This window comes from Ruegeria sp. CL7 (assembly GCF_056536445.1).
In genome coordinates, this window is the sequence record NZ_JBQFPQ010000012.1 from 13,138 (window position 1) to 36,201 (window position 23,064).

The 23,064-nt window shown below is 57.8% G+C and carries 26 protein-coding genes; 10 read left to right on the forward strand and 16 right to left on the reverse strand.

Going from position 1 to position 23,064, the window contains the following annotated elements; translation table 11 throughout:
* Nucleotides 1-37 precede the first annotated feature (37 nt).
* From ACR0LI_RS19335 to ettA, 8 genes are all read right to left on the reverse strand, one after another.
* Nucleotides 38-658, reverse strand: coding sequence for a 2OG-Fe(II) oxygenase family protein (locus ACR0LI_RS19335; protein WP_171725088.1), 621 nt, complete (start codon nt 656-658; stop codon nt 38-40).
* 234 nt (nt 659-892) lie between these two features.
* Nucleotides 893-1,306, reverse strand: coding sequence for a 50S ribosomal protein L16 (gene rplP / locus ACR0LI_RS19340; protein WP_117872242.1), 414 nt, complete (start codon nt 1,304-1,306; stop codon nt 893-895).
* A gap of 12 nt (nt 1,307-1,318) precedes the next feature.
* Nucleotides 1,319-2,029 carry a 30S ribosomal protein S3 gene (rpsC, locus tag ACR0LI_RS19345; RefSeq protein WP_171638079.1) on the reverse strand — a complete coding sequence of 237 codons (711 nt, stop codon included), beginning with the start codon at nt 2,027-2,029 and terminating at the stop codon, nt 1,319-1,321.
* A complete protein-coding gene (gene rplV / locus ACR0LI_RS19350) occupies nt 2,029-2,409 on the reverse strand; it encodes a 50S ribosomal protein L22 (RefSeq protein WP_039538267.1) in 381 nt (126 codons plus the stop codon). The genes rpsC and rplV overlap by 1 nt, the downstream gene beginning before the upstream one ends.
* 3 nt (nt 2,410-2,412) lie before the next feature.
* On the reverse strand, nt 2,413-2,691 hold the full coding sequence (gene rpsS, locus ACR0LI_RS19355; RefSeq protein WP_068348022.1) for a 30S ribosomal protein S19: 279 nt from the start codon (nt 2,689-2,691) through the stop codon (nt 2,413-2,415).
* Between the two features lie 3 nt (nt 2,692-2,694).
* Entirely contained in the window at nt 2,695-3,537 is an 843-nt protein-coding gene (rplB, locus tag ACR0LI_RS19360) for a 50S ribosomal protein L2 (protein ID WP_170356688.1), read from the reverse strand.
* A 749-nt stretch (nt 3,538-4,286) separates the two neighbouring features.
* The gene (locus ACR0LI_RS19365; protein WP_152459154.1) at nt 4,287-5,093 is read right to left on the reverse strand and encodes a DUF3800 domain-containing protein; all 807 of its coding nucleotides are present in this window, start codon (nt 5,091-5,093) and stop codon (nt 4,287-4,289) included.
* Nucleotides 5,094-5,259: 166 nt separating this feature from the next.
* A complete protein-coding gene (gene ettA, locus ACR0LI_RS19370) occupies nt 5,260-6,927 on the reverse strand; it encodes an energy-dependent translational throttle protein EttA (RefSeq protein ID WP_480492520.1) in 1,668 nt (555 codons plus the stop codon).
* Between the two features lie 136 nt (nt 6,928-7,063).
* On the opposite strand from ettA, the gene ACR0LI_RS19375 reads away from it, so the two are divergent.
* The 3 genes from ACR0LI_RS19375 to dacB all read left to right on the forward strand — a co-directional run bounded on the left by ACR0LI_RS19375 (nt 7,064) and on the right by dacB (nt 9,732).
* Nucleotides 7,064-7,534, forward strand: a complete 471-nt coding sequence (locus ACR0LI_RS19375; protein WP_171638071.1) for an MOSC domain-containing protein — start codon at nt 7,064-7,066, stop codon at nt 7,532-7,534.
* A gap of 32 nt (nt 7,535-7,566) precedes the next feature.
* Nucleotides 7,567-8,187 carry a nicotinate-nucleotide adenylyltransferase gene (locus ACR0LI_RS19380; RefSeq protein WP_480719068.1) on the forward strand — a complete coding sequence of 207 codons (621 nt, stop codon included), beginning with the start codon at nt 7,567-7,569 and terminating at the stop codon, nt 8,185-8,187.
* A gap of 66 nt (nt 8,188-8,253) precedes the next feature.
* Nucleotides 8,254-9,732 (forward strand): D-alanyl-D-alanine carboxypeptidase/D-alanyl-D-alanine endopeptidase, encoded by a 1,479-nt coding sequence (dacB, locus tag ACR0LI_RS19385; RefSeq protein WP_480719069.1) that lies wholly within the window; start codon nt 8,254-8,256, stop codon nt 9,730-9,732.
* 19 nt (nt 9,733-9,751) lie between these two features.
* Here the strand turns inward: dacB and ACR0LI_RS19390 are convergent, their stop codons facing one another.
* From ACR0LI_RS19390 to ACR0LI_RS19400, 3 genes are all read right to left on the reverse strand, one after another.
* Nucleotides 9,752-10,174 carry a tellurite resistance TerB family protein gene (locus ACR0LI_RS19390; protein WP_152459150.1) on the reverse strand — a complete coding sequence of 141 codons (423 nt, stop codon included), beginning with the start codon at nt 10,172-10,174 and terminating at the stop codon, nt 9,752-9,754.
* Between the two features lie 89 nt (nt 10,175-10,263).
* Nucleotides 10,264-10,638: an EamA family transporter gene (locus tag ACR0LI_RS19395; protein WP_216600271.1), complete on the reverse strand. Its 375-nt coding sequence runs from the start codon at nt 10,636-10,638 to the stop codon at nt 10,264-10,266.
* A complete protein-coding gene (locus ACR0LI_RS19400; protein ID WP_171725084.1) occupies nt 10,635-11,360 on the reverse strand; it encodes a class I SAM-dependent methyltransferase in 726 nt (241 codons plus the stop codon). The genes ACR0LI_RS19395 and ACR0LI_RS19400 overlap by 4 nt, the downstream gene beginning before the upstream one ends.
* 363 nt (nt 11,361-11,723) lie before the next feature.
* On the opposite strand from ACR0LI_RS19400, the gene ACR0LI_RS19405 reads away from it, so the two are divergent.
* From ACR0LI_RS19405 to ACR0LI_RS19425, 5 genes are all read left to right on the forward strand, one after another.
* Entirely contained in the window at nt 11,724-13,298 is a 1,575-nt protein-coding gene (locus tag ACR0LI_RS19405; protein WP_480486608.1) for a lysine--tRNA ligase, read from the forward strand.
* 49 nt (nt 13,299-13,347) lie between these two features.
* Nucleotides 13,348-13,749 (forward strand): DUF4864 domain-containing protein, encoded by a 402-nt coding sequence (locus ACR0LI_RS19410; RefSeq protein ID WP_480719070.1) that lies wholly within the window; start codon nt 13,348-13,350, stop codon nt 13,747-13,749.
* Between the two features lie 138 nt (nt 13,750-13,887).
* Nucleotides 13,888-16,176 (forward strand): glycosyl hydrolase family 28-related protein, encoded by a 2,289-nt coding sequence (locus ACR0LI_RS19415; RefSeq protein WP_480719071.1) that lies wholly within the window; start codon nt 13,888-13,890, stop codon nt 16,174-16,176.
* Nucleotides 16,177-16,320: 144 nt separating this feature from the next.
* Nucleotides 16,321-16,647 carry an antibiotic biosynthesis monooxygenase family protein gene (locus tag ACR0LI_RS19420; RefSeq protein ID WP_152459145.1) on the forward strand — a complete coding sequence of 109 codons (327 nt, stop codon included), beginning with the start codon at nt 16,321-16,323 and terminating at the stop codon, nt 16,645-16,647.
* A gap of 65 nt (nt 16,648-16,712) precedes the next feature.
* Nucleotides 16,713-17,120, forward strand: coding sequence for a universal stress protein (locus tag ACR0LI_RS19425; protein ID WP_171638057.1), 408 nt, complete (start codon nt 16,713-16,715; stop codon nt 17,118-17,120).
* A 3-nt stretch (nt 17,121-17,123) separates the two neighbouring features.
* Here ACR0LI_RS19425 and ACR0LI_RS19430 read toward each other — a convergent pair whose 3' ends face one another.
* Nucleotides 17,124-17,606, reverse strand: coding sequence for a HugZ family pyridoxamine 5'-phosphate oxidase (locus ACR0LI_RS19430; RefSeq protein ID WP_480621632.1), 483 nt, complete (start codon nt 17,604-17,606; stop codon nt 17,124-17,126).
* Nucleotides 17,607-17,748: 142 nt separating this feature from the next.
* On the opposite strand from ACR0LI_RS19430, the gene ACR0LI_RS19435 reads away from it, so the two are divergent.
* Together ACR0LI_RS19435 and ACR0LI_RS19440 are read left to right on the forward strand one after the other, a co-directional pair.
* Complete coding sequence (locus ACR0LI_RS19435) at nt 17,749-18,171, forward strand: excalibur calcium-binding domain-containing protein (RefSeq protein ID WP_480486616.1); 423 nt, start codon at nt 17,749-17,751, stop codon at nt 18,169-18,171.
* A gap of 154 nt (nt 18,172-18,325) precedes the next feature.
* A complete protein-coding gene (locus ACR0LI_RS19440; protein WP_480719072.1) occupies nt 18,326-18,562 on the forward strand; it encodes a TFIIB-type zinc ribbon-containing protein in 237 nt (78 codons plus the stop codon).
* A gap of 5 nt (nt 18,563-18,567) precedes the next feature.
* Here the strand turns inward: ACR0LI_RS19440 and ACR0LI_RS19445 are convergent, their stop codons facing one another.
* The 4 genes from ACR0LI_RS19445 to uvrB all read right to left on the reverse strand — a co-directional run bounded on the left by ACR0LI_RS19445 (nt 18,568) and on the right by uvrB (nt 23,052).
* Nucleotides 18,568-18,996: an excinuclease ABC subunit B gene (locus tag ACR0LI_RS19445; protein WP_210093745.1), complete on the reverse strand. Its 429-nt coding sequence runs from the start codon at nt 18,994-18,996 to the stop codon at nt 18,568-18,570.
* Nucleotides 18,997-19,039: 43 nt separating this feature from the next.
* Nucleotides 19,040-19,747, reverse strand: coding sequence for an ORF6N domain-containing protein (locus ACR0LI_RS19450; protein ID WP_480719073.1), 708 nt, complete (start codon nt 19,745-19,747; stop codon nt 19,040-19,042).
* A 129-nt stretch (nt 19,748-19,876) separates the two neighbouring features.
* Entirely contained in the window at nt 19,877-20,743 is an 867-nt protein-coding gene (locus ACR0LI_RS19455) for a hypothetical protein (protein ID WP_480719074.1), read from the reverse strand.
* Nucleotides 20,744-20,865: 122 nt separating this feature from the next.
* A complete protein-coding gene (gene uvrB, locus ACR0LI_RS19460) occupies nt 20,866-23,052 on the reverse strand; it encodes an excinuclease ABC subunit UvrB (protein ID WP_480719075.1) in 2,187 nt (728 codons plus the stop codon).
* Nucleotides 23,053-23,064: the final 12 nt, after the last annotated feature.

Genomic DNA, 23,064 nt, shown 5'->3' on the forward strand with positions numbered 1-23,064 from the left:
CGCTGACATTCAAGATGCCGGTATTCGGTGGGAGCGTTCAGTCCCACCGATAGTTGAAACTGACCGATATCCGCTCTTCCTCGGCCATGTTCATCGGCACCTCGTGGCGTAGCCAGCTTTCCCACAGCAGCACGTCGCCGACCTGAGGCTTCATATAGATAAAGGGCTGCAAATCGCGCCGCCCACCTTTGATCCGCGTTGGGGCCGCCATCATACGGCCCGAGCGGGGGTCTTCCAGCTTCAGCGCACTTGCCCCCTCGGGCATCGACACGTACGTCGTGCCCGAGATCACGCTGTGCGGGTGCAGGTGGCTGGAGTGCATGCCGCCCTCGGGCAGGATATTGATCCAGAGGTCCTCGAGCTTCAACTCTCCCTCGCCCAGATCGAATTCCAGATCCTTGGCGAAGGCCGCCACATGCTGATCCAGCACTTTGACCAAATCGGCAAAGATCGGGAACCGCCATGGCAGATCAGTCAGCGAGGCATAACTGGTATAACCGGGATAGCCGTTTTCCTCACACCAATCCTGCCCGGCCTCATCGTCCGCGGCAATGACAAGGCACGAGTTTTCCAGTTCTTCCGGGTCGATCCTGGGATCAAACTCAGACAATGCAGCGCGGTAGAGACGGGTTACGAAGAGTGATTCAATCTGTGCCATAGCGCCCTCTTAACCCAGCTTCACCGCGATTGCGATGGCTCTTTTGCGAGGCTCTGCCTCGCGCTCCGGGATATTTTTTGCCAGATGAAATCCGGATCCCCTGCTTCATCTGGCCATAAATATCCCGGGGGAGTCGCGGCTTGCCGCGGCGGGGGCAGCGCCCCCAAATGATAACCCCCGCCGGTTTCCCGACGGGGGTCAAATATATCACGAACGGGGAAACCCCCGGATCGCTTACCAGTCTTCGCGAACCACGACGCGGGTCTTGATCGGCAGCTTCATCGCGGCCAGGCGCAGGGCCTCGCGGGCGATGTCGTCATTGACGCCGTCGATTTCGAACATCACGCGACCGGGCTTGACCTTGCAAACCCAGCGGTCCACCGAACCCTTACCTTTACCCATACGAACTTCGATCGGCTTTGCAGTGACCGGAGTGTCGGGGAAGATACGGATCCAGACACGACCCTGACGTTTCATGTGACGGGTCATGGCACGACGTGCAGCTTCGATCTGGCGTGCGGTGACGCGCTCGGGCTGCAGGGCTTTCAGACCGTAGGTGCCAAAGTTCAGATCAGAGCCGCCCTTGGCTTCGCCCTTGATCCGGCCTTTGTGCATCTTGCGGAATTTAGTACGCTTTGGTTGAAGCATATCTTTCCCTCCTTAGCGACGACCGCCACCAGCACCACGAGGTGCAGGGCCGTCCTGGAGTTCCTGTGCTTTACGGTCACGTGCCTGCGGATCGTGCTCCATGATCTCACCTTTGAAGATCCAGACCTTGATCCCGATGATCCCGTAGGGGGTCATCGCTTCGGCATGTGCGTAATCGATGTCGGCACGCAGGGTGTGCAGAGGCACGCGGCCTTCGCGGTACCATTCGGTCCGTGCGATTTCGGCGCCGCCCAGACGGCCAGCGACGTTCACCCGGATACCCAGGGCACCCATGCGCATGGCGTTCTGAACCGAGCGCTTCATTGCGCGACGGAACGAAACACGACGTTCCAGCTGCTGAGCGATCGACTCGGCAACCAGCTGCGCGTCAAGCTCGGGCTTGCGCACTTCGACGATGTTCAGGTGCAGTTCGCTGTCGGTCATCTGGGCCAGCTTCTTGCGCAGAACTTCGATGTCTGCACCTTTCTTGCCGATGATGACACCCGGACGTGCGGTGTGGATCGTGACGCGGCACTTCTTGTGCGGACGTTCGATGATCACACGTGCAACACCGGCCTGCTTGCACTCTTTCTGGATGAACTCACGGATCTTGATGTCTTCCAGCAGAAGATCACCGTAATCCTTGGTGTCAGCGTACCAGCGGCTGTCCCAGGTGCGGTTGACCTGCAGGCGCATGCCGATCGGATTGACTTTATGTCCCATTAGGCTTGCTCCTCAACTTGACGCACCTTGATGGTGATCTCCGAGAACGGCTTCATGATCTTGCCGAAACGGCCACGGGCACGCGGGCGACCGCGCTTCATGACCAGGTTCTTGCCAACCCATGCTTCGGCGACGATCAGCTCGTCAACGTCCAGGTTGTGGTTGTTTTCGGCATTCGCGATTGCGGACTGCAGGCACTTTTTGACGTCCTGCGCGACACGCTTGTTCGAGAAAGTCAGGTCGGTCAGAGCCTTCTCGACTTTCTTGCCGCGGATCATTTGCGCAACCAGGTTCAGTTTCTGCGGGCTGGTGCGAAGCATGCGGGTTTTCGCCATTGCTTCGTTTTCAGCCACGCGGCGGGGGTTCTTTTCCTTGCCCATGACTTACTTCCGCTTCGCTTTTTTGTCTGCGGCGTGACCATAATAGGTCCGGGTCGGCGAGTACTCACCGAACTTCTGACCAATCATGTCTTCCGTGACGTTTACCGGGATATGCTTCTGGCCATTGTACACACCAAAGGTCAGACCCACGAACTGGGGCAGAATGGTGGAACGACGTGACCAGATCTTGATGACTTCGTTGCGGCCCGACTCGCGCGCTGCTTCGGCTTTTTTAAGCACATAAGCATCGACGAAAGGACCCTTCCAAACAGAGCGAGACATAGATTAACGTCCCTTCTTCTTGGCGTGCCGCGAGCGGATGATCAGCTTCTGGGACGCTTTGTTCTTGTTGCGGGTACGCTTACCCTTGGTGTCCTTACCCCACGGTGTAACCGGTGTACGGCCACCCGAGGTACGACCTTCACCACCACCGTGCGGGTGATCGATCGGGTTCATTGCAACACCACGAACCGACGGACGTACGCCTTTGTGGCGCATACGACCGGCTTTACCGAGGTTCTGGTTCGAGTTGTCGGGGTTGGACACGGCACCAACGGTGGCCATGCATTCCTGACGGACCATGCGCAGCTCGCCCGAGCTCAGACGGATCTGAGCGTAGCCGCCATCGCGACCAACGAACTGAGCGTAAGTACCGGCCGCACGTGCGATCTGACCGCCTTTGCCAGGCTTCATCTCGATGTTGTGGACGATGGTACCGATCGGCATGCCCGAGAACGGCATTGCGTTGCCCGGCTTGATGTCAGCTTTTGCCGACGCGATGACCTTGTCACCAACAGCCAGACGCTGCGGAGCCAGGATGTATGCCTGCTCGCCGTCTTCGTATTTTACCAGTGCGATGAATGCGGTCCGGTTCGGGTCGTATTCGATCCGCTCGACGGTTGCCGCGACATCAAATTTGTTCCGTTTGAAGTCAACGATCCGGTAGAGACGCTTTGCGCCACCGCCGCGGCGGCGTGAAGTGATCCGTCCGGTGTTGTTCCGGCCGCCCGATTTGGTCAAACCCTCAGTGAGAGACTTGACCGGACGTCCTTTCCAAAGCTCCGAACGGTCGATCAGCACCAGCCCGCGCTGGCCCGGCGTCGTCGGCTTGTACGACTTGAGTGCCATGCTTTCTGTCTTCCGTTTAGCAAGTGCAGGGGATTTCCCCGCTATGTGAGAGGCCCCCGTAGGTGCCAAGGGTATAGGGCCCCGAAGGTCCCCGGTTCAAAATATCTAAGGCCCCGGAACGAATCCGAGGCCGCAAGATTGGGTGCGTTTAGCAGTGTTGGGACCGGGTGACAAGAGAGAGTGTCAAACTAATTCTGTGGCCGTGAAAACCGCACCCTGGCCAAACGCGTCGTGGTTTGCGGCCGGGATGTTAAACCCAGAAAAGCACGAACTGTTGCTGGAACTCTCAGAGCGTGAACAGGACCTGGCAGAAAAGGTTGAAATCGTTTCCTTTGAACTCTGGTGCAGTGAGCCCCGATCGGAAGGCTCGGGGACCGGGTTTATTGGTGTCGGGTCGGAAGGTTTCGCGGAAACCGATCTGGAAAGGTGCTGCCCCTGCAATCAGTCCAATGTACTTTGTATTGAGCCGCTGCTGCTTGGCGGCCGCATTCATGAGCGGGTTGGGGAAGCACACTACCGAGTGACCGCAATCGTCAATCTATCGCGGTATTATTGTGGGTCGGGTTGATCCGGGTTGGAGTGACGGTGTGACGGACGGCGCATTCGGAGAGCTGTAGGATGGGGTTTCACCCCATCATGCGGAAGGTCGGGTTTTGGAGGTGATTTGGTGCGCGGGAACAGATCGTGCGGGTGTTCGAGTAGGGTCGTTGGGTGAAAGATGGGGTAAAACCCCATCCTACGCTTGTTGGTCACTTCATGCTGTCGCGCAGAACGGCCAAACTTGCAAATGGTCCGCTAGCTGGAGATTTTACCTCTCTGCGAGGTCTTTTGTCCAATAGACTGTTCTTTTTTAAGTCGTTCAGGCGGTCCGAAAAGATCTCTCGCAGATAAGCGTAGTCTTGGTACTCTTCTGGGCAAACTTCATATGCGGCCAAGCGGCCTACCAACGTCGCAATCCAATCTGCGGCTTGAATGTTCTGGTTGAGGTAACTCTCCACTTCAAATGGCGGGCTTGCAAGGTGAATACACGGTTTATGCCCGAACATTGTTTTTGCGGCACATTCTAACAGTTCTTTACGTGCTGAATGTTGGTCGACGATAACTACGAAACTGCTATTGCGCGCATGGCAAAAACGATCAAGTTGCCGCAGCGTATGAGCGAAGCAGGTAGTGTAAAGACCTATTGAGTTCAGGTCCTCGTGTAGCCCGCGCTTTTTCTCTCGCCCGTAGTAGAATAGATGTCCCCCAGAATCGCCGACTTTTTTCATTACGCGATGTAACAAGCGACGAGCTTCCGTGTATTGCCGCATCGGCTTTGGTCGAATAAATGAGGTGCCTTTCTTCTCCCACTTCGCGGCCATCTTGCCAGTGCTATCGATTTCGGCTTTGAAGTTCAGCCCCTTTTGCTTAAGAAAATAGCTCGCAAAAGGGCGAACGGCTTCCTCCGGCAGTATTATCCCGGCTAGCCCAAAAACTGGGCTTTCATTGTGTTTTCTGGACGATCTTTCTATGTATGGGCCAATATGCCCAAACTCATCGAGGTAGACGAAGTACATTAACTCAGAAGCCCGCACCTAAAGTGCGGGCCCTGGAACGAGCGCGGAAAGGATTCCGCATCTCCTGAATCGCACTTAGCATTAAGAACCATACCTTTCAAGTGAATTAAAGATGAGCTTGGTGCCACTTTGTACAAGCAACACCGCGCGCTACAAAATGTAGTAGTTACCTCGCAAACTTCTTATGCTTTAACCGCTTGGGCTCCAGCGCATCCGGCCCCAACCGCCGCTTTTTATCCTCTTCGTAATCCTCGAAGTTGCCCTCGAACCATTCCACATGGGCATCACCTTCAAAGGCCAGGATGTGCGTACAGATCCGGTCGAGGAAGAAACGGTCGTGCGAGATCACCACGGCGCAGCCGGCGAAATCGACAAGCGCATCTTCCAGCGCGCGCAGGGTTTCGACGTCAAGATCGTTGGTCGGTTCGTCCAGCAGCAGGACGTTGCCGCCCTCTTTCAACAGGCGGGCCATGTGGACGCGGTTGCGCTCACCGCCTGACAGCAGCGAGACCTTTTTCTGCTGGTCGCCGCCCTTGAAGTTGAAGGACGAGCAATAGGCGCGGGAATTGACCTGCGCGTCGCCCAGCTGGATGATCTCGGCGCCGCCGGTGATCGCCTCCCATACTGTGTCGTTGTCTTTCAGGTCGTCGCGGGACTGGTCGACATAAGACAGCTCGACCGTGTCGCCCAGCGTGATCGTGCCGCTGTCGGGCTGTTCCTGACCGGTGAGCATCTTGAACAGCGTCGATTTGCCCGCGCCGTTGGGGCCGATGACGCCGACGATGCCGCCGGGGGGCAGGGCGAAATCCAGCCCTTCGATCAGTTGCTTGTCGCCCATGTGTTTCGACAGGCCCTCGACCTCGATCACCTTGCCGCCGAGGCGCTGGCCGTTGGGGATGACGATCTGGGCGCGGGTCAGCTTTTCGCGTTCGGACTGTTCCGCCAACTCGTTATAGGCGTTGATCCGGGCCTTGGATTTGGCCTGACGGGCCTTCTGGCCCTGACGCATCCATTCCAGTTCGCGTTGCAGGGTCTTCTGCTTGGATTTGTCCTCGCGCGCTTCCTGTTCCAGCCGTTTGGCCTTTTGTTCCAGCCATGCGGAATAGTTGCCCTCGTAGGGAATGCCGCGACCTCGGTCGAGTTCGAGGATCCAGCCGGTGATGTCATCCAGGAAATAGCGGTCGTGGGTGACGATCAGGATGGTGCCCTTGTAGTCGATCAGGTGCTGTTGCAGCCAGGCGATGGTCTCGGCGTCCAGGTGGTTGGTCGGTTCGTCCAGAAGCAGCATGTCGGGCGCTTCGAGCAGCAGTTTGCAGAGCGCCACGCGGCGTTTCTCACCACCCGAGAGGTTGGCGATGTTGGCATCGTCCGGCGGGCAGCGCAGCGCCTCCATCGAGACATCGATCTGGCTGTCCAGATCCCACAGGTTTTCCGCGTCGATCGCGTCCTGCAGGGTGGTCATTTCCTCCATCAGCTCGTCCGAGTAGTTCTCGGCGATCTCCATCGCGATCTCGTTGAAGCGGTCGACCTTGGCCTTTTTCCCGGCCACGCCCAGCATGACGTTTTCGCGAACGGTCAGGGATTCGTCCAGTTGCGGTTCCTGCGGCAGATAGCCGACCTTGGCCCCCTCGGCGGCCCATGCCTCGCCGGTGAAGTCGGTGTCGAGGCCGGCCATGATCTTCATCAGCGTCGATTTACCGGCGCCGTTGACGCCGACGACACCGATTTTCACGCCGGGCAGAAAGCTGAGGTGGATGTTTTCAAAACACTTCTTGCCACCGGGATAGGTCTTGGAGACACCCTGCATGTGGTAGACATATTGATAGGCAGCCATGTCGCGTCCTCTGGGTCGGGGAATTTGGTTGAAACGCTGGATATCCGAGCGGGACGGGCGGGGCAAGCTGGTGGTTTTGTGAATTTCGTCTTTGGGTCGGGCGGCATAGTGTGGGTGCGTTGTAAATGGGGGTGTTATGTCGGAACTGGCCGAGTTGATTGCGGGTTGGGCGCAGCCCGGTTGCGTGACTTGGATCGGAGCGCGACCAGAGCGCCGGGCCGAGATGGTGTCACTGGAGGAATCCGTGATTACTGAGGCCGGTCTGATCAGTGACCGCGCCCGCGTTGGCAAGAGAGCAGTGACTTTGATCCAGCAGGAGCATCTGGCGGCGATTGGGTCGTATCTGGGGCAGGGGCCGGTTGCGCCTGAAATCCTGCGGCGCAACCTGGTGGTTTCGGGGATCAATCTGACGGCGCTCAAAGGGCGCGAGGTGCAGGTGGGCGAGGCAATTTTGCGCCTCACCGTGATTTGTGCACCGTGCAGCCGGATGGAAGAAGCGCTGGGCAAAGGTGGCTATTCCTCCGTGCGTGGGCACGGAGGATGGTGCGCCGAAGTCGTGCGACCCGGGCGGGTTCGGCTGGGTGATGTGGTGCAACCTGTTGATTGACAACGCCTCGCAGTTCTGAACATCAGCAGGGTATGGAGCGGTACGGCATACCCTATGCGCGACCTGGGCAGGTCGTCGGTCTGTTCGGCGGGTCGTTTGATCCACCGCATCAGGGCCATGTGCATGTCACGCTTCAAGCGATAAAGGCGTTCGGGCTGGATCGGGTTTGGTGGCTGGTATCGCCGGGCAATCCGTTGAAGGAACGCGGGCCCGCGCCCATGGACAAGCGAATGGCGGCAGCGCGGAATGTGATGCAGCATCCGCGTGTCGAAGTGACGGACATCGAGGCGCTCACAGGTACACGCGCGACTGCGGATACTCTGACAGTGTTGCAGCGATTGTATCCACAGGTCCGATTTGTGTGGCTGATGGGGGCGGACAATCTGGCGCAGTTTCACCGCTGGAAAGACTGGCGATGGATCATGGACAGTGTCCCTGTCGGTGTGGTCGCGCGGCCCGGCGACCGGATATCTGCCCGGATGTCCAGGGCGGCACGGGTCTATGCCAAGTACAGGATCGACGGGCAGGCGCGGCATCTTTTGGGGCGGGCGCAGGCTCCGGCCTGGTGTTTCGTGAATGTGCCGATGGTTGATGTCAGTTCCACTGAGATTCGGACGCGCGGCGAATGGCGCGCGGAAGTGTTGCCGGAATAGCCTTGCCCGGCGCATAATCGCAGCGAGTGGTTGCGCGCATTTGATCTGTGGGATTTTATTCCAACTATGGCTGGTCGTTTTTCACGTCGTGAGTTTCTGGGAGGATTGGGGGCGTCTCTGATCCCGGCAACTGGTTTGGCGCAGGCGCCGCTGGTCTCGCTCAGACCGCGCGCGCGTGCGGCGCTGTTGAGTGGTGCCGAGCGTTTGGTTGCAGCCGCAGGGTTGACGGGCGATGTTGTTTTCGCCGTCGCGGATGTGGAGACCGGAAAGCCGCTGGAGGTTTTTGGTGAAGGTGCGGGCTTGCCCCCGGCCAGTGTCGGCAAGGCGATGACCGCGCTTTACGCGCTGGACGTTCTGGGGCCTGACCACCGGTTCGAAACCCGTTTGATCGCAGATGGGCCAATTGAAAACGGGATTCTGCATGGCGATCTGATACTGGCAGGCGGGGGTGACCCGCTGTTGGATACGGATGCGCTGGCCACGATGGCGGCCAACCTGCGCGAGGCCGGAATCACCGAGGTTCGAGGAGCTTTCAAGGTCTATGACGGGGCGCTGCCCTTCGTGTTCAGCATTGATCCCGGACAGCCGGATCATGTGGGGTACAGCCCGGCGGTAAGCGGGATATCGTTGAATTTCAATCGGGTCCATTTCGAGTGGAAGCGTGCCGGCAAGGGGTACGATGTGACCATGGATGCACGCAGCGCACGATATGTGCCGGCAGTGGATGTGGCAGCCATGCGGGTCGAGAACCGCAGCTTGCCTATCTATACCTATCAGCCAAGTGCGCGGCAGGACCGCTGGACCGTGGCCAAGGGCGCGCTGGGCAATGGCGGGGCGCGCTGGCTGCCTGTGCGCAAGCCCGCATTGTACGCGGGTGATGTGTTTCGTACTTTAGCCCGATCCAATGGAATCGTTTTGAATCGGGTGCAAGTGACACGAGAGACGCCAAAAGACGTCGACCTTGTGGTGCATCGCAGCGATCCATTGAACAGTATTTTGCGCGGGATGCTGAAATACTCGACGAACCTGACGGCCGAGATGGTTGGGCTGGCCGCAACCAAAGCGCGGGGCGTTGACCCGCGCAACCTGGCGGAGTCGGCGGCCGAGATGAACCGTTGGGCGTCTCAGAGCTTTGGCGTGAACGGGATCGCGATGGTCGATCATTCCGGTCTTGGCGATGCCTCGCGTATGGTGCCGGCGGATCTGGTTGCGGCCCTGGTCGCGGCCCGGAAAATGGGCGCATTGCGCCCATTGATGAAGCCTTTTGCCTTGACGGATCGCAATGGGCGGCCGGTCAAGAACCACCCGATCAAGGTCGATGCCAAGACAGGCACATTGAACTTCGTATCCGGGTTGGGCGGTTTCCTGACAACGGCGGACGGGGTCGATCTTGCCTTTGCCATTTTTACGGCGGACGTGGCCCACCGCGCCAAGATTCCTCGCGCACAACGCGAACGGCCTGAAGGCGCGCGCAGCTGGAACCGCAGGTCGCGGAAACTGCAACGGGCCTTGCTGGAACGTTGGGGTTCGCTCTACGGAAGCTGAAACCCGTAGATTGCCCAGATCAGACCGTGTGGCGCGCGCGTGCCCCGCGTTCGATTGCGGCGGCATGCAGCCGGTCGATATTCAGTTCGTACCGGATTTCTTCCAGCAGGCGCAGTTCCGTTTCAGCGAGCGAACCGTCGGCGGCTGCAACATCGCAAGCCAGCGCATAGGCCGTTTCGTTCAGACGCTCGGGCAGGTTTTCACGGATCAGGCCAAACAGCGCATCCAAACCGTCTTCTTGTTCGAACAGGTCAAAAACAATCTGTGATACACGACGGGTCCGATCGATGTCATACCCGGCAAAGACCGGCAGCATGTTCACGGCGACTTCGATCTTGACCAGCTCGGCGGTTCGGATGTTTTCGTCAGACGCCGAGACTGCAACCATGATCGCCACAAGGCAATCCTGCGGGGACATCGGGTGGGGCACTTGCTCGGTCATGGGATGGTCCTGATTGGGGTCGTTCGAGGACGCACGATATGAGCGCAGCGGGTCAGGTTCAACACCTTGTTTCATCCACCCCCGCGCGATCAGGTATTCATGACCATCATTCCCGAAATCAAAAGCGCGGCCCCCAGCCAGTAGCGCAGCCCAAGTGTTTCGCCGAAGAAGACGTGCGAGGCCAGTGGCACAAGAACGAAACTGAGGGCCATGAAAGGGTAGGCCTGGGACAGGGTCAGATACCGCAGGACATACACCCACAGCACCGTAGCCGAGCCATAGATGGCAAAGGCTGTCAGAAGGAAAGGATCGAACAGCGTCTGGATGAGGCCCGCAATTCCGGTGGCTTCGCGCCCGTCAATCCGGTTTCCTGCCAGTTTGAACAGGATTTGCCCGGCCGAGATCATAACTGGTGTGCACAGCAAACCAACCCAGACCAGTGTCGTTGGGGCGGGCGGAGTCATCCTTGATGCTCCGGTTCCGGTTTTTCCCCGGGGCGGTCTTCGCAATAGTAGATGTCGCGCCCCAGATCTTCGCAGACATGGATGTCCGGGCTGGGATGCACCGCGCGCAGAAAGCTGTGGGTGTAGGGGAAAAAGTTGAAATGCGGATTGAAGGTGTACCTGCTTTCGCGTTCACGCGGGACGACGATAATGACGCGTTTTCGCGCGACACGACGCAGTTCAGCGATTGCTTGCCGGTAATCCAGAAGATGCTCGATCACGTGGGTGCAGATTACGGTGTCAAAGCTGTTGTCTTCGAACGGCAGTTCTTCGATCCGAGCTGCGACATAGTCGATATTGTCGATGGCTGCCGCATCATCGACGACGAAATCCACTCCTGTCAGTTGCGTGATGTCGGGTCGGGCGGCCTTTATGCGTTGCAAAAGAACTCCGGTGCCGCAGCCGACATCGCAGATGCTTTGCCCGACGATATCCTTGGCAATCCGCTTGATGCAGGCTTCGGAATTGTCGGTGCCCTGATGTACGCGCGGATGATCGCGGTAGAGTCTTTCGTATTCGTCATCCGTCAGATAGGTTGCACGTTCACGGAATTCGGCAAGGCGCGTGATATGGTCGCCCCAAACCCTGCATGCCAGCCAATGAAAGGCGGCGCTGTCACGCAGGATAGGCGGCACGATATCTTCGAGTACAAAGCGTATACGGTTGGTGGTTTCGCGTCGCATCCCGTTTCCTCTGGTCCGGGGAACCCCCCGTGTCGCCTTTGTCTAACACTGCCCGGTGAGCGTGCGAAACAACCGGGTCAAGTTTGCGCCCGCGCCCGTGTCTTTTTTGTTTCGGGTGAACAATCGGCCCACCATTGTGGCCTGAGCAAGGCTGGCCGGTGAAAATGCAGCGCAGATATCCCGGGCAGAGTGTTTGCGGGCCATGGAACGTTTCCCTACCTGCCCGAGGGCGACTGTTTTTTGGCGCAGTGTGTCGCGAATTGCGCCACTGCTTTATTGACTCATGCTGCACTGGCACAATAGGAGGGGCCGGTCCGGTTGCATGGGGTGACCGCGGCACTTTCCCCGATGGAGCACATTGAAATGTCTGAACTGCGTGAAACCGCGATGTCGTCCAAGGCCTGGCCTTTTGAAGAGGCGCGCCGGTTGCTCAAACGCTATCAGAAGGGTGCTCCGGAAAAGGGGTATGTGCTGTTCGAAACTGGTTACGGCCCGTCTGGCTTGCCGCATATCGGAACGTTCGGCGAGGTCGCGCGGACCACGATGGTCAAGCGCGCGTTCGAGGCGCTTTCGGACATGCCGACCAAGTTGATCTGTTTTTCAGACGATCTGGACGGGATGCGCAAGGTGCCCAGCAACGTGCCCAACCCGGAGGCGCTTGAGGAACATTTGCAGCGCCCGTTGACTTCGGTTCCCGATCCGTTTGGCGAATACCCCAGCTTCGGCGAGCACAACAACGCGATGCTGCGCCGGTTCCTCGATACCTTCGGATTCGAATATGAGTTCTATTCGGCGCGTGATTTCTATCGCTCGGGCCAATTCGACGAGATTCTGAAGCGTGCAGTTGAACGCTATGACGACGTGATGGCCATCATGTTGAAAAGCCTGCGGGAAGAACGCCAGCAGACCTATTCGATCTTCCTGCCGATCCACCCGGAAACCGGTCGGGTTCTGTATGTGCCGATGAAGAAAGTGTGTGCAGAGACCTATACCGTCACATTCGATGATGAAGACGGCAAGGAATGGACCGTTCCCGTCACCGGTGGCAACGTGAAGCTGCAATGGAAGCCGGATTTCGGGGCGCGCTGGGCAGCGCTGGGTGTCGATTTTGAGATGTACGGCAAAGAACATGCTACCAACGAAAAGATCTATGACGCGATCTGCCGTGCATTGGGCGGCCGCGCGCCCGAGCATTTCAGCTATGAGCTGTTTCTGGATGAGAATGGCCAGAAGATCTCGAAATCGTCGGGCAATGGTGTCTCGATTGACGAATGGCTGACCTATGCGCCGACTGAAAGCCTAGCGTATTTCATGTACCAAAAGCCCAAGACGGCCAAGCGGATGCATTTCGACGTGATCCCGAGAGCCTATGATGAGTATCATCAGCAGCTGCGCGCCTATCCGGGGCAGGACCTGAAAGCTCAGTTGAACAATCCGGTCTGGCACATTCACGGTGGCGACGTTCCAGAATCGACCCTGATCGTACCGTTTGCGATGTTGCTGAACCTGGCGTCGGTCTCGGGCGCGGAAGACAAGGAGACGCTGTGGGGCTTTATTCGCCGCTATGCGCCGGAAGCAACGGCTGAAAGCCATCCCGATCTGGATCAGGCCGCGGGCTTTGCGGTTCGCTACTTCAACGATTTCGTCAAACCAACGCGCAAACATCGCGCACCCACGGATCAGGAGCGCGAGGCGCTGGAAGCGCTGAAAGCCGCGCTTGAGGCTTATGATGGCCCGACCGAGGACGAGGCGCTCCAATCAGTGGTCTATTCCATCGGGCGTGAGCGGTTCGACCCCATGCGCGGTTGGTTCACGGCGTTGTACGAAGTGCTTCTGGGTGCATCGCAGGGCCCGCGTTTTGGCGGCTTTATCGCGCTGTACGGTGTGCCAGAGACAATTGGCCTGATCGACAAGGCGCTGGCCGGAGAGCTGGTCTGATTTGACCTGATCCCCTATGGGGCTACTCTTTTTTGCAGGAGGTGGCCCCATGCGTCGATTTTTGCTTGCTGTATCCCTGAGTGTTGGGCTGGGGTCGGGCGCGTTTGCGCAAAACGCAGAGATCGAAGCAAACATTTCGGCGCAGATACAGGCCTTCAAGGCGGATGATTTTGCCACGGCCTTCACCTTTGCCAGCCCCAGCATCCAGCGCCTTTTTCAGAACCCCGACAATTTCGGACAGATGGTGCGCAGTGGATATCCGATGGTCTGGCGTCCTGCCGACATACGTTTTCTGGAGTTGCGTGAAATTGCAGGAGCCTTGTGGCAGAAGGTGATGATCACGGATGCAAACGGGCGTGTGCACATATTGGACTATCAGATGATCCCTCTGGAAGGCGGTTGGAAAATCAATGGCGTCCAATTGTTGGGCAACGCTGACCCTGCGGCCTGAGGCAACACCACCGTCACGGTGATATGAGCCGTGGTTAATTCTCTTTCGGTATTCAGACTGACGCGTTCGGGGCGGACCTGGACACGGGGTTTGGACGCGTCGCCAGATTGGCGTGGCGCGATTTAGAAAGGGTTTTCAATGAACAAGGCAATCACTGACGGCATCGTCTTCATGCCGCCTCAATTCGCGAATGGCCTGAACGTTTGGTCTGCGGGGGACGGAACGCCCGGCTCGCCCACATATGGTGGATCCGGCACGGGGGTTTTCGTGCCTGCGGATGCCGATTTTGGTGGCTGTCTGGAGATCCTGAAAGTCCAAACCACCCAACAGCTTCGATACATGGGCCAGACGCCGATTTTGCCTGGTTGCTATTTGCAGATCAAAGCGCGGGTCAAGGCGATCAGCGGCCCTTTGCCGTCGGTGCGCATAGCGGCCTGGGCCGGGGGCGCGGGGGACACGCATGTGTCAGGTGTTGTGGAGCAGGGGCCTGCAACACAGCTGTCAGGCTATGGAGGAGTGCATGAAATAACGGCGATTGTCGGAACCGGCAAACGCCCCGGCGTGGACATGCCTTGGGGGCTGGCCGCCCTGTATGGCCATTTTGGTCTGGATATTGAGGGCGCGAATGGGGCGCTGGTGCGTGTGGACGACCTGGAGATCACGGATGTCACCGGTGTCTTCCTGCGTGAGATGATCAGTGTTGTGGATGTGCGCGACTATGGGGCCATCGGCGACGGTGTGACGGATGATTCAGCTGCGTTTGAAGCGGCCGATCAGGCGGCGGGTGGCCGTCGGGTTTACGTTCCGCAAGGGACTTATCATCTGGCCGAAAACACCAGTATGACGTCCGAAATGGACTTTGAAGGCACAGTCACCATGCCGGATGACAAGATGCTGTTGCTGACAAAGGATTTCCATCTGCCGGCTTACATCTCGGCTTTCGGAGACGAAGAACTGGCGTTCAAAAAAGCGTTTCAGGCCCTTCTGAACAATTCGGATCATGACTCGCTGGATTTGGGTGGTCGCAAGATTTCCGTCACCGCGCCGATCGACATGGCCGCAGCGGTTCCCAACAAGCAGAGTGGTTTTTCAACCCGTCGCGTGATCCGGAATGGTCAGTTTGATGTCAAAAGCAGTTCGGCGTGGGATACCGAAACGTTCACCTCGACTGCAACCTATGATCCGTCGGATAAAACGCGTCTGACCAATGTCGCGAATGTCGCCAACATTCCTGTTGGGTCCTACGTTGCCGGCAGCGGAGTCGGGCGCGAAATCTATGTACGGTCAAAGAATGTCGGTGCGGGTGAGATCACACTGAGTGCGCCTCTTGTGGGGGCTTCGGGGACCCAGTCTTTCACATTCTATTCACTCAAGTACCTGCTGGATTTCAGCGGCTTCAGCACGCTTCGGAAATTCGGCATGGAACAGATCGAATTTCAGTGCAACAGCCGATGCAGCGGAATTCGTTTGGCGGCCTCCGGCAGTACGTTTTCGTTGAGCGACTGTTTTATCAGCCGCCCGAAAAACCGGGGGATCACGTCGACCGGAACGGGGTGCAAGGGTATGCTGATCGATAATTGCCAGTTCCTGTCAGCAGAAGAATCCCTTGTCGTAACGGACCGGTATTCCATTGCGTTGAATACCAATTCAAACGATGTGAAGTTGCGCCACAACCGAGCGGTGCGTTTCAGACATTTCGCCGTTCTGGGTGGTGACAACAACATGATCCTGGGCAACCATGTCTTTCAGGGCGATAGCATCCCGCAAGGTGTGCGTACGGCCGGTTTGATCATGATCGGCACCTACAACAGTTCCACTATCGCCGAGAATTATGTCGACAACTGTTTCGTCGAATGGACGAATGAACGCGACCCGTCGCCGACCTACACGAGTGGCTTTTCGTTCAGTGCAATGAGCATCACGGACAACATCTTTTATTCCAGTCAGGCCCCGTCCTGGTTCAGTTTCATCGTCATTCGTCCCTATGGGCCCGGGCATTTTCTCAATGGCCTGGTCGTGACCGGCAACAAGTTCCGTGCCACGAGCGGTGAAATCTTTCGAGCGGATCGGGTGGATACAAGCTTTGCCGACTTGAACAAAGACAGGCACTCGAACGTGACCTTCCAGAACAATACGTATCATGGCGTAACAAGGAAATCCGCAAACCCGTTGAGGGTTCGTTATACGCAGAACTCGGTGTCCAATCTTTGGCCTGTTTCGGCAAACGGGCAGTTGCCTTTCGACGGCAAAGCAAGAAGCTGCGATGGGGTTGCGACGATCGGTGTGCTCTCGGGGGTGTTCAACAACCACGTCTTCAGTGCGCCTCATGTTGAGGTCGAACAGGGGGCGACAGGCGACAGTTTTCTGTTGCGTTGGCCAGAGCATGTGAAGGGTACGGCCTCGGTTCTGATGCGCATGGAACTTTAAAAGGCTGTCTGGCCACCCCGAAACGGGTGGCCATTTCACTCTGATCTGACCGTAAAATAACAGACCCGGTTTGCAAGGACGGCAGGAAAAAGGCGACGTTTCATTTTGATGTGTTAGGCTTGGGACAGAAAGTGGAGAATCCCGATGCTGAAAATCGCCAAAAACGCCAGTGTTCAAACAGTTATCACGACCTTTGAAATGACGCCCGGCACCTGTCAGGACCTTCTGGAAGCTCTGACGGATGCCTATGCCGAATTCATTTCGAAGCAGCCAGGTTTCGTTTCCGCCGGGCTGCACGTCAATGACGCGCAAACCCGAATAGCAAACTATTCGCAATGGGAACGCCGCGAAGATTTCCTTGCCATGCTGCGCACGCCTGAAATGCGCGATCGCAACCGCAAGATCAACGAACTCTGCAAAAGCTTTGAACCGGTCATGTATGACGTCGCTGAGACATTCGGCAGTTCCTGACCTGAATCAAAGCCTGCAATTCGTATCTGTTTCAAAGTTAGCCTGCAAAAACGGAGGCTCACATCATGTATCACAACATTCTGGTCCCCATCTCGTTCGATGTTGAAAGAGATACATCCGGGCCTTTGAAGCTGGCCCGGATTCTGGCCACGCCAGACGCGCAGGTGACATTGTTGCATGTGGTTGAGCATATTCCCAACTATGCAATCTCGTACATGCCGTCCGAATACCTGACAGAGGCGCGCAAGGCGATTCAGGCAGAACTGGATGAACTGGCATCGCAGCTGCCGAATGCAAAGGGTTTGGTGATCGAAGGACATTCCGGCCGGACCATTCTGGATTGGGCCGAGGCGAACAAACCCGATCTGATCATAATTGCGTCCCACCGGCCGGGGATGCAGGACCTGCTGTTGGGCTCAACCGCATCTCATGTCGTTCGTCATGCGGGATGTGCCGTACATGTGGTCCGCTGATGGCTAGAAATCCTGTGCGGTAAGGCGGCAGGCCCTGCCAAATCCGGCGTTCAAAAGACCGCCCTGGATTGCGAACCGGACCAGTCCGAAATCGGCGAAATCGATATAGAGTTTCGCTTTGGGCCGTCGCGCCAAGTACCGGTCGCGCAAGTCACCATAGCCTGCCATGTCCCGGTGAACTGGCTGAGCGATCACGTGCAATGTCAGGCGCGGATGGGTCAGCGGGTCGCCCTTGTCTGCGGGCTCTCCGATCAGAAGGGCGCAGTTGGGACAAGCGCTCAGCGCGCGCGTGTGTTCCGCAAGGGTTGAAATCAGCGAAACAGGGCAACCTGCTTCATCCGTGGCCAGCGCGATCCGCGAGACAGACGGCAACCCGGTGTCAGGGCGCAGAAAGGCCAGTGCGGCAAATTTGGCCTGAAAGAGAAGGTCCTGTGCTTGCAAGCGCGCCGCTGCGTCGGGCGTCTGATAAGGATCGGATTGGGTCACGATATCGGTTCGGCAGCAAAAAATCGGGCAGATGACGGTTCCCTGTCATTTTAAGTGCCTGAAATGGATTGCGCCATTTGTTTTACCTCAGCGATATGGGATTGCCTCGGCTTTGCCACAAATCGACGTTACAGATCAGACAATGCTGTTCAAGAAACCCTCGCAGGATACGCCTGATCCGAAGCCGCGGCCGTCCAGACGACACCGGCGCGCAGAGGCGACGCGCAGGCATGCGCTGTCTCCGATACGCATTCTGGTCATGGTTCTGTTGTTGCCGCTGACCACCGTGCTGATCGCCACGGGTGTTTTTCTGCGCCTGTCCGAATTTGAGCGGGAAGAGGCGGTGATCCACCTGATCGCATTGGCAGGGTGCGATGCAACGCAGTCGCTGGGGGTGGGGCCGTTTTACGAGGGGCAGGCGGGTTATCACAAGCGTAATGACCCGGATGGCGACGGGGTCGCCTGTGGCGCTACCAGCCCGCCCCGGGCAACTGCGCCGCCAGTTCACAACAATCCCGAACCGCAACAGCGGTCTCTTGGAACGGCCAAGTTCGTGCGCCCCTGACGGTTGTAATCGCGAAGTCCAGAAAATCTGCTCGGGCCGGGGCCGGTTGCCTGTGTCATCCAGTTAGCCTCAAGCGAACGGGCGTCATGTCACAGTGGGATGGCAATGCAGCGGATCAACCCCATCTCATATGGATGGCAAAACAGGAGATCGTATGACGCAATGCCCGATTGACGGAACTCAACTGGTCATCACGGACAGAAACGGGGTTGAAATCGACTATTGTCCGCAATGCCGAGGTGTCTGGCTGGATCGGGGCGAACTGGACAAGATCATCGAGCGTTCGACAGCGTATTCTCCGCCACAACCCGGCTACGATGACCGGGCGGATCACGGCTATCGCAAGAAAAAGAAGCGTGGCGGTTTTCTGGAAGATCTGTTCGATTTCTGACCCGGTTAGGACAGCTGGGCCCCGGCACATTCGCGGAAAATGCGAACCTGGGGCGCTGCACCGTCCAAGGGAAATTCACTCACCCTGTCCTGCGTAAACGCATAGGCGGTCAGGTTGTACTCCAGCCCGTCCAGCACGTTTCCAAATCCGGTATCGGTAACCGTCAGCATCGATGCACCGTCAGATAGGACATGATGCGGAGTGGCGATTTCGATAGGGTTTGGCCCCTGGAACCGCATCGCGAACCATGGGGTATTGGTCCAACCTTCGGTCTTGCGGGTAACGGACAGGGTATAGAGCGGCTTTGCGGGGTCATAGGTCAGGAATATCTCTGCCGTGTCCGTAACGTGTGACAGGGTGCAGATCTGGCCCACCGTTGCTTCCCACGCGGCGGCGGGTGTTCCGAGGATCAATGATAACAGGACAACGCGCATGGTGCCGAGTCTAGCGGCCGAAAGGTCCGGGGCAAGGGCTGCGTCAGCCTTTCATCGCATTCAGCAGGTCCAGCAACCCCTTGCGGTCGTCATCATCGGCATAATCGCCCGCAGCCAACCGTTCAGCGATGCGCAGGCGCAGACGCTCGTGCTGGGTGCGCACCTCTTCGCCGGCGGTTTCGGCCAGGGTCTTCATGATCACGGCCACGGCCTGTTGGCGCTTGGTGGTGGGGTTGGCGATATAATCGACAAGGCTTTGCTGCCCGGAATCGAGGATGTTTTCGGCCAGCGCCCGCAACTGCTCGCCATTGGGCAGCAGCGGGGCGGGGGTGCCTTCGGGCGGCAGGATCTCGGGCGCGCTGCGCGGGGTCTCAGTCAGGGCGTTGGCGCCGTCGACGAAGGCCTCGGTGATCATCCGGGTGATCTTGATCGCGCGCGGGTCCTTGAACAGGGTCGAGGCGATGGCCACGCCGTAATCGGTATAGACCCACGGATTGACCCGCCGCCCACCGCGGCCTTTGGGCTTTGAGATCACATTCCGTGATATCAAATCGGCCACCTCGTCGTCGGTCAGCTGAAAGCGATAGCCCTCGAACAGATCCTTGTTGCGCGAGACGGCCTGATTGAAGGCGCTGACGGACTTTCCGTAGAACCGCGCCAGATCCTCGGCCAGCACCACACGGGTACCGCGCACCCGGTGAATGGCGCTTTGGACCTCATGCGTGCTGGGCAGGGTGTTCGGGTTCGTCATGGCAACCGTTTGGAATCACATTCTGTGATTTCAAACGTGGAGGAGTGCGCGCTGGGCTGCAAGGGTGGAGTGCGGGGCAGCTTTAAGGTCAATCGGGTAGGATGGATGCAAGCACCCACCCTACAAGTATTATTTCAACATGTAATCGTGAGCTTTGCTTATCAAATCAACAAAAAAAGCGTCATTCTTACCGTTATCCCCGGACTTTAAACCAAACTTGTACATTCCATTTCTGGAATTATACCCAAGGTAATTAGTGCCGGAGTGTTCAATTGCTTCCACTGTCCTCGAATCCTGTGGCAGCTTTATCTCAAGTACAATGGTAGTCTTCCTTGGATGAAAAACACAAAAATTACGCGATCTGCCTTCAATTCGAATGCCAATGTAGTGTTTATTGTAATTCAACTCGGCGCTGGGCATTGCCTCTTGCATCAAACTTAAAAGACGGTCTGCAACACCCACTGTGGACTTAGAAGCTCGCTCTATCCAGTATTCTCGATCCGTAACGAGTTCTTCTTCTTCGTCTTCATCTGTCGCAAAATACTCTTCAGTCGTGTCCAGCACAGTAGAGAACAAAATTGGGGTTGCACCTTCCCCGCGCGTAGCGGTCATCTGGAGCGCAATTAGTGGAATAGAGTTCGCAAGAATGGAAATAACATTGAAAAATCTGTTCGTAATATCTTCGGCGATAATCACAGCAATATGGTCGTAGGCTCGATTTTTCTTTCGCTCTGAATCCCAATACTCAATTGTTCGAATGATATGAGACGGATCAGTTTTACCCAGCTGCACCTCAACACAATACCTGTCTTCACCTTCTTCGTCCGAAAGGAGCAAATCTAACCGACCGCCGCTATGTTGTTGGCGTTCTCGACCAACATAAAGCAGCGGTCCAAGTCCCAGTACGCTTGGATCCTCTGCGATAAAGTCTTGAACTACACGCTCATCAAAATTTGGGGAGTCGGCTAGTGAAATTGGTTCCAGTTGTTTTAGCATTTTTTACCATTTGTAGCAATTTATGAACGGATTAACCGGCGCGGGCAGACATGTGACTTCCCGGGCGCAATGGTTGTGTCTCATGAGAAAGCTTCTCGTCAAGCATGAACAAAGCGATCGTGCTACCGCTTCCGCCGCTTCACATTCCCACCCCGCTGCCCCGGCCTGCCAGCCGTTGACCGCCCGCGCGACTTCACCGCGTCTTCCGAGGCTTTCTCGACCGCCCATTGGCGCGCCATGGGGTCGTCGGCGACGGCGAGATCGACCGCTTCCAGACGTTTGATCTCATCCCGGATGTTGGCGGCCTCTTCGAATTCCAGGTTCTCGGCCGCCTTGCGCATCTTCTCGCGCAACCCGTCCAGATGCGCCTCAAGATTGGCGCCGTGCATCGGTTTGTCGATGGTGGCGGTGACGCGGTTCATGTCCACGTCGCCCTGATAGAGCCCGGCCAGAACGTCCTCGACATTCTTCTTCACCGTCTCGGGCGTGATGCCGTGTTCTTCGTTATAGGCGATCTGCTTGGCGCGGCGGCGGTTGGTTTCGTTCAGCGCGCGCTCCATGCTGCCGGTGATACGGTCGGCATACATGATCACGCGGCCCTCGGCGTTGCGGGCGGCGCGGCCGATGGTCTGGATCAGCGAGGTCTCGGACCGCAGGAAGCCCTCTTTATCCGCATCCAGAATGGCGACCAGCCCGCATTCGGGGATGTCCAGCCCCTCGCGCAGCAGGTTGATGCCGACCAGCACGTCGAATGCGCCCAGCCGCAGGTCGCGCAGAATCTCGATGCGTTCCAGCGTGTCGATATCCGAATGCATATAGCGGACCTTGATGCCCTGTTCGTGCAGATATTCGGTCAGGTCCTCGGCCATGCGTTTGGTGAGCGTGGTGACCAGCGTGCGGAAGCCGTTGGCGGCGACCTTGCGCACCTCGTCCAGCAGGTCGTCGACCTGCATCTCGACGGGGCGGATTTCGACCTCGGGGTCCAAGAGGCCCGTTGGGCGGATCACCTGTTCGGTAAAGACGCCGCCGGTCTGTTCGATCTCCCACTTCGCGGGGGTGGCCGAGACGAAGACGGATTGCGGGCGCATGGCGTCCCATTCCTCGAATTTGAGGGGGCGGTTGTCCATGCAGGAGGGCAGGCGGAACCCGTGTTCGGCCAGCGTGAACTTGCGGCGATAGTCGCCCCGATACATGCCGCCGATCTGCGGCACGCTGACGTGGGATTCGTCGGCAAAAACGATGGCATTGTCGGGGATGAATTCGAACAGGGTCGGGGGCGGCTCGCCCGGCGCGCGGCCGGTCAGATAGCGCGAGTAGTTCTCGATGCCGTTGCAGACGCCGGTGGCCTCGAGCATTTCCAGATCAAAATTGGTGCGCTGTTCCAGCCGCTGCGCCTCGAGCAGCTTGCCCTCGCCCACCAGTTGATCCAGCCGCTGACGCAGTTCCTTTTTGATGCCGATGATGGCCTGCTGCATCGTCGGTTTCGGCGTGACATAGTGCGAGTTCGCATAGACGCGCACCTGTTCCATCGTCGCGGCGCGCTCGCCGGTCAGCGGATCGAATTCGGTGATGCTTTCCAGTTCCTCACCGAAGAACGAGAATTTCCAGGCGCGATCCTCAAGGTGGGCAGGCCAGATTTCAAGGCTGTCGCCCCGCACCCGGAAGCTGCCGCGCTGGAAGGCCTGATCGTTGCGGCGGTATTGCTGGGCCACCAGATCGGCCATCACCTGCCGCTGGTCGTATTCGTGTCCGACCTTCAGATCCTGTGTCATCGCCCCGTAGGTCTCGACCGAGCCGATGCCATAGATGCACGAGACCGAGGCCACGATGATCACGTCGTCGCGTTCCAGCAGCGCCCGCGTGGCCGAGTGGCGCATCCGGTCGATCTGTTCGTTGATCTGCGATTCCTTCTCGATATACGTGTCCGATCGCGCGACATAGGCCTCGGGCTGGTAATAGTCGTAGTAGGAGACGAAATATTCGACCGCGTTTTCCGGGAAAAACCCCTTGAACTCTCCGTAAAGCTGCGCCGCCAATGTCTTGTTGGGGGCGAGGATGATGGCCGGGCGTTGGGTTTCTTCAATCACCTTGGCCATGGTGAAGGTTTTGCCCGTACCGGTCGCCCCCAACAGAACCTGATCGCGCTCTCCATCCAGAATGCCGCCTGCAAGTTCCTTGATCGCGGTTGGCTGGTCTCCTGCGGGGGCGAACTCCGTATGCATGACAAACCGTTTGCCGCCTTCCAGTTTCAGGCGGGCCCGAACATCTTCGGTTGTCATTTGAGTCTTGTCGGAATGGGCGTATGGCATGGGCAGGCTCCG

Bases quoted from the DNA above. Each gene is read 5' to 3' on its own strand.
- ACR0LI_RS19335 (WP_171725088.1), bottom strand. From the start codon at position 658: ATGGCACAGATTGAATCACTCTTCGTAACCCGTCTCTACCGCGCTGCA.
- rplP (WP_117872242.1), bottom strand. From the start codon at position 1,306: ATGCTTCAACCAAAGCGTACTAAATTCCGCAAGATGCACAAAGGCCGG.
- rpsC (WP_171638079.1), bottom strand. From the start codon at position 2,029: ATGGGACATAAAGTCAATCCGATCGGCATGCGCCTGCAGGTCAACCGC.
- rplV (WP_039538267.1), bottom strand. From the start codon at position 2,409: ATGGGCAAGGAAAAGAACCCCCGCCGCGTGGCTGAAAACGAAGCAATG.
- rpsS (WP_068348022.1), bottom strand. From the start codon at position 2,691: ATGTCTCGCTCTGTTTGGAAGGGTCCTTTCGTCGATGCTTATGTGCTT.
- rplB (WP_170356688.1), bottom strand. From the start codon at position 3,537: ATGGCACTCAAGTCGTACAAGCCGACGACGCCGGGCCAGCGCGGGCTG.
- ACR0LI_RS19365 (WP_152459154.1), bottom strand. From the start codon at position 5,093: ATGTACTTCGTCTACCTCGATGAGTTTGGGCATATTGGCCCATACATA.
- ettA (WP_480492520.1), bottom strand. From the start codon at position 6,927: ATGGCTGCCTATCAATATGTCTACCACATGCAGGGTGTCTCCAAGACC.
- ACR0LI_RS19375 (WP_171638071.1), top strand. From the start codon at position 7,064: ATGTCGGAACTGGCCGAGTTGATTGCGGGTTGGGCGCAGCCCGGTTGC.
- ACR0LI_RS19380 (WP_480719068.1), top strand. From the start codon at position 7,567: ATGGAGCGGTACGGCATACCCTATGCGCGACCTGGGCAGGTCGTCGGT.
- dacB (WP_480719069.1), top strand. From the start codon at position 8,254: ATGGCTGGTCGTTTTTCACGTCGTGAGTTTCTGGGAGGATTGGGGGCG.
- ACR0LI_RS19390 (WP_152459150.1), bottom strand. From the start codon at position 10,174: ATGACCGAGCAAGTGCCCCACCCGATGTCCCCGCAGGATTGCCTTGTG.
- ACR0LI_RS19395 (WP_216600271.1), bottom strand. From the start codon at position 10,638: ATGACTCCGCCCGCCCCAACGACACTGGTCTGGGTTGGTTTGCTGTGC.
- ACR0LI_RS19400 (WP_171725084.1), bottom strand. From the start codon at position 11,360: ATGCGACGCGAAACCACCAACCGTATACGCTTTGTACTCGAAGATATC.
- ACR0LI_RS19405 (WP_480486608.1), top strand. From the start codon at position 11,724: ATGTCTGAACTGCGTGAAACCGCGATGTCGTCCAAGGCCTGGCCTTTT.
- ACR0LI_RS19410 (WP_480719070.1), top strand. From the start codon at position 13,348: ATGCGTCGATTTTTGCTTGCTGTATCCCTGAGTGTTGGGCTGGGGTCG.
- ACR0LI_RS19415 (WP_480719071.1), top strand. From the start codon at position 13,888: ATGAACAAGGCAATCACTGACGGCATCGTCTTCATGCCGCCTCAATTC.
- ACR0LI_RS19420 (WP_152459145.1), top strand. From the start codon at position 16,321: ATGCTGAAAATCGCCAAAAACGCCAGTGTTCAAACAGTTATCACGACC.
- ACR0LI_RS19425 (WP_171638057.1), top strand. From the start codon at position 16,713: ATGTATCACAACATTCTGGTCCCCATCTCGTTCGATGTTGAAAGAGAT.
- ACR0LI_RS19435 (WP_480486616.1), top strand. From the start codon at position 17,749: ATGCTGTTCAAGAAACCCTCGCAGGATACGCCTGATCCGAAGCCGCGG.
- ACR0LI_RS19440 (WP_480719072.1), top strand. From the start codon at position 18,326: ATGACGCAATGCCCGATTGACGGAACTCAACTGGTCATCACGGACAGA.
- ACR0LI_RS19445 (WP_210093745.1), bottom strand. From the start codon at position 18,996: ATGCGCGTTGTCCTGTTATCATTGATCCTCGGAACACCCGCCGCCGCG.
- ACR0LI_RS19450 (WP_480719073.1), bottom strand. From the start codon at position 19,747: ATGACGAACCCGAACACCCTGCCCAGCACGCATGAGGTCCAAAGCGCC.
- ACR0LI_RS19455 (WP_480719074.1), bottom strand. From the start codon at position 20,743: ATGCTAAAACAACTGGAACCAATTTCACTAGCCGACTCCCCAAATTTT.
- uvrB (WP_480719075.1), bottom strand. From the start codon at position 23,052: ATGCCATACGCCCATTCCGACAAGACTCAAATGACAACCGAAGATGTT.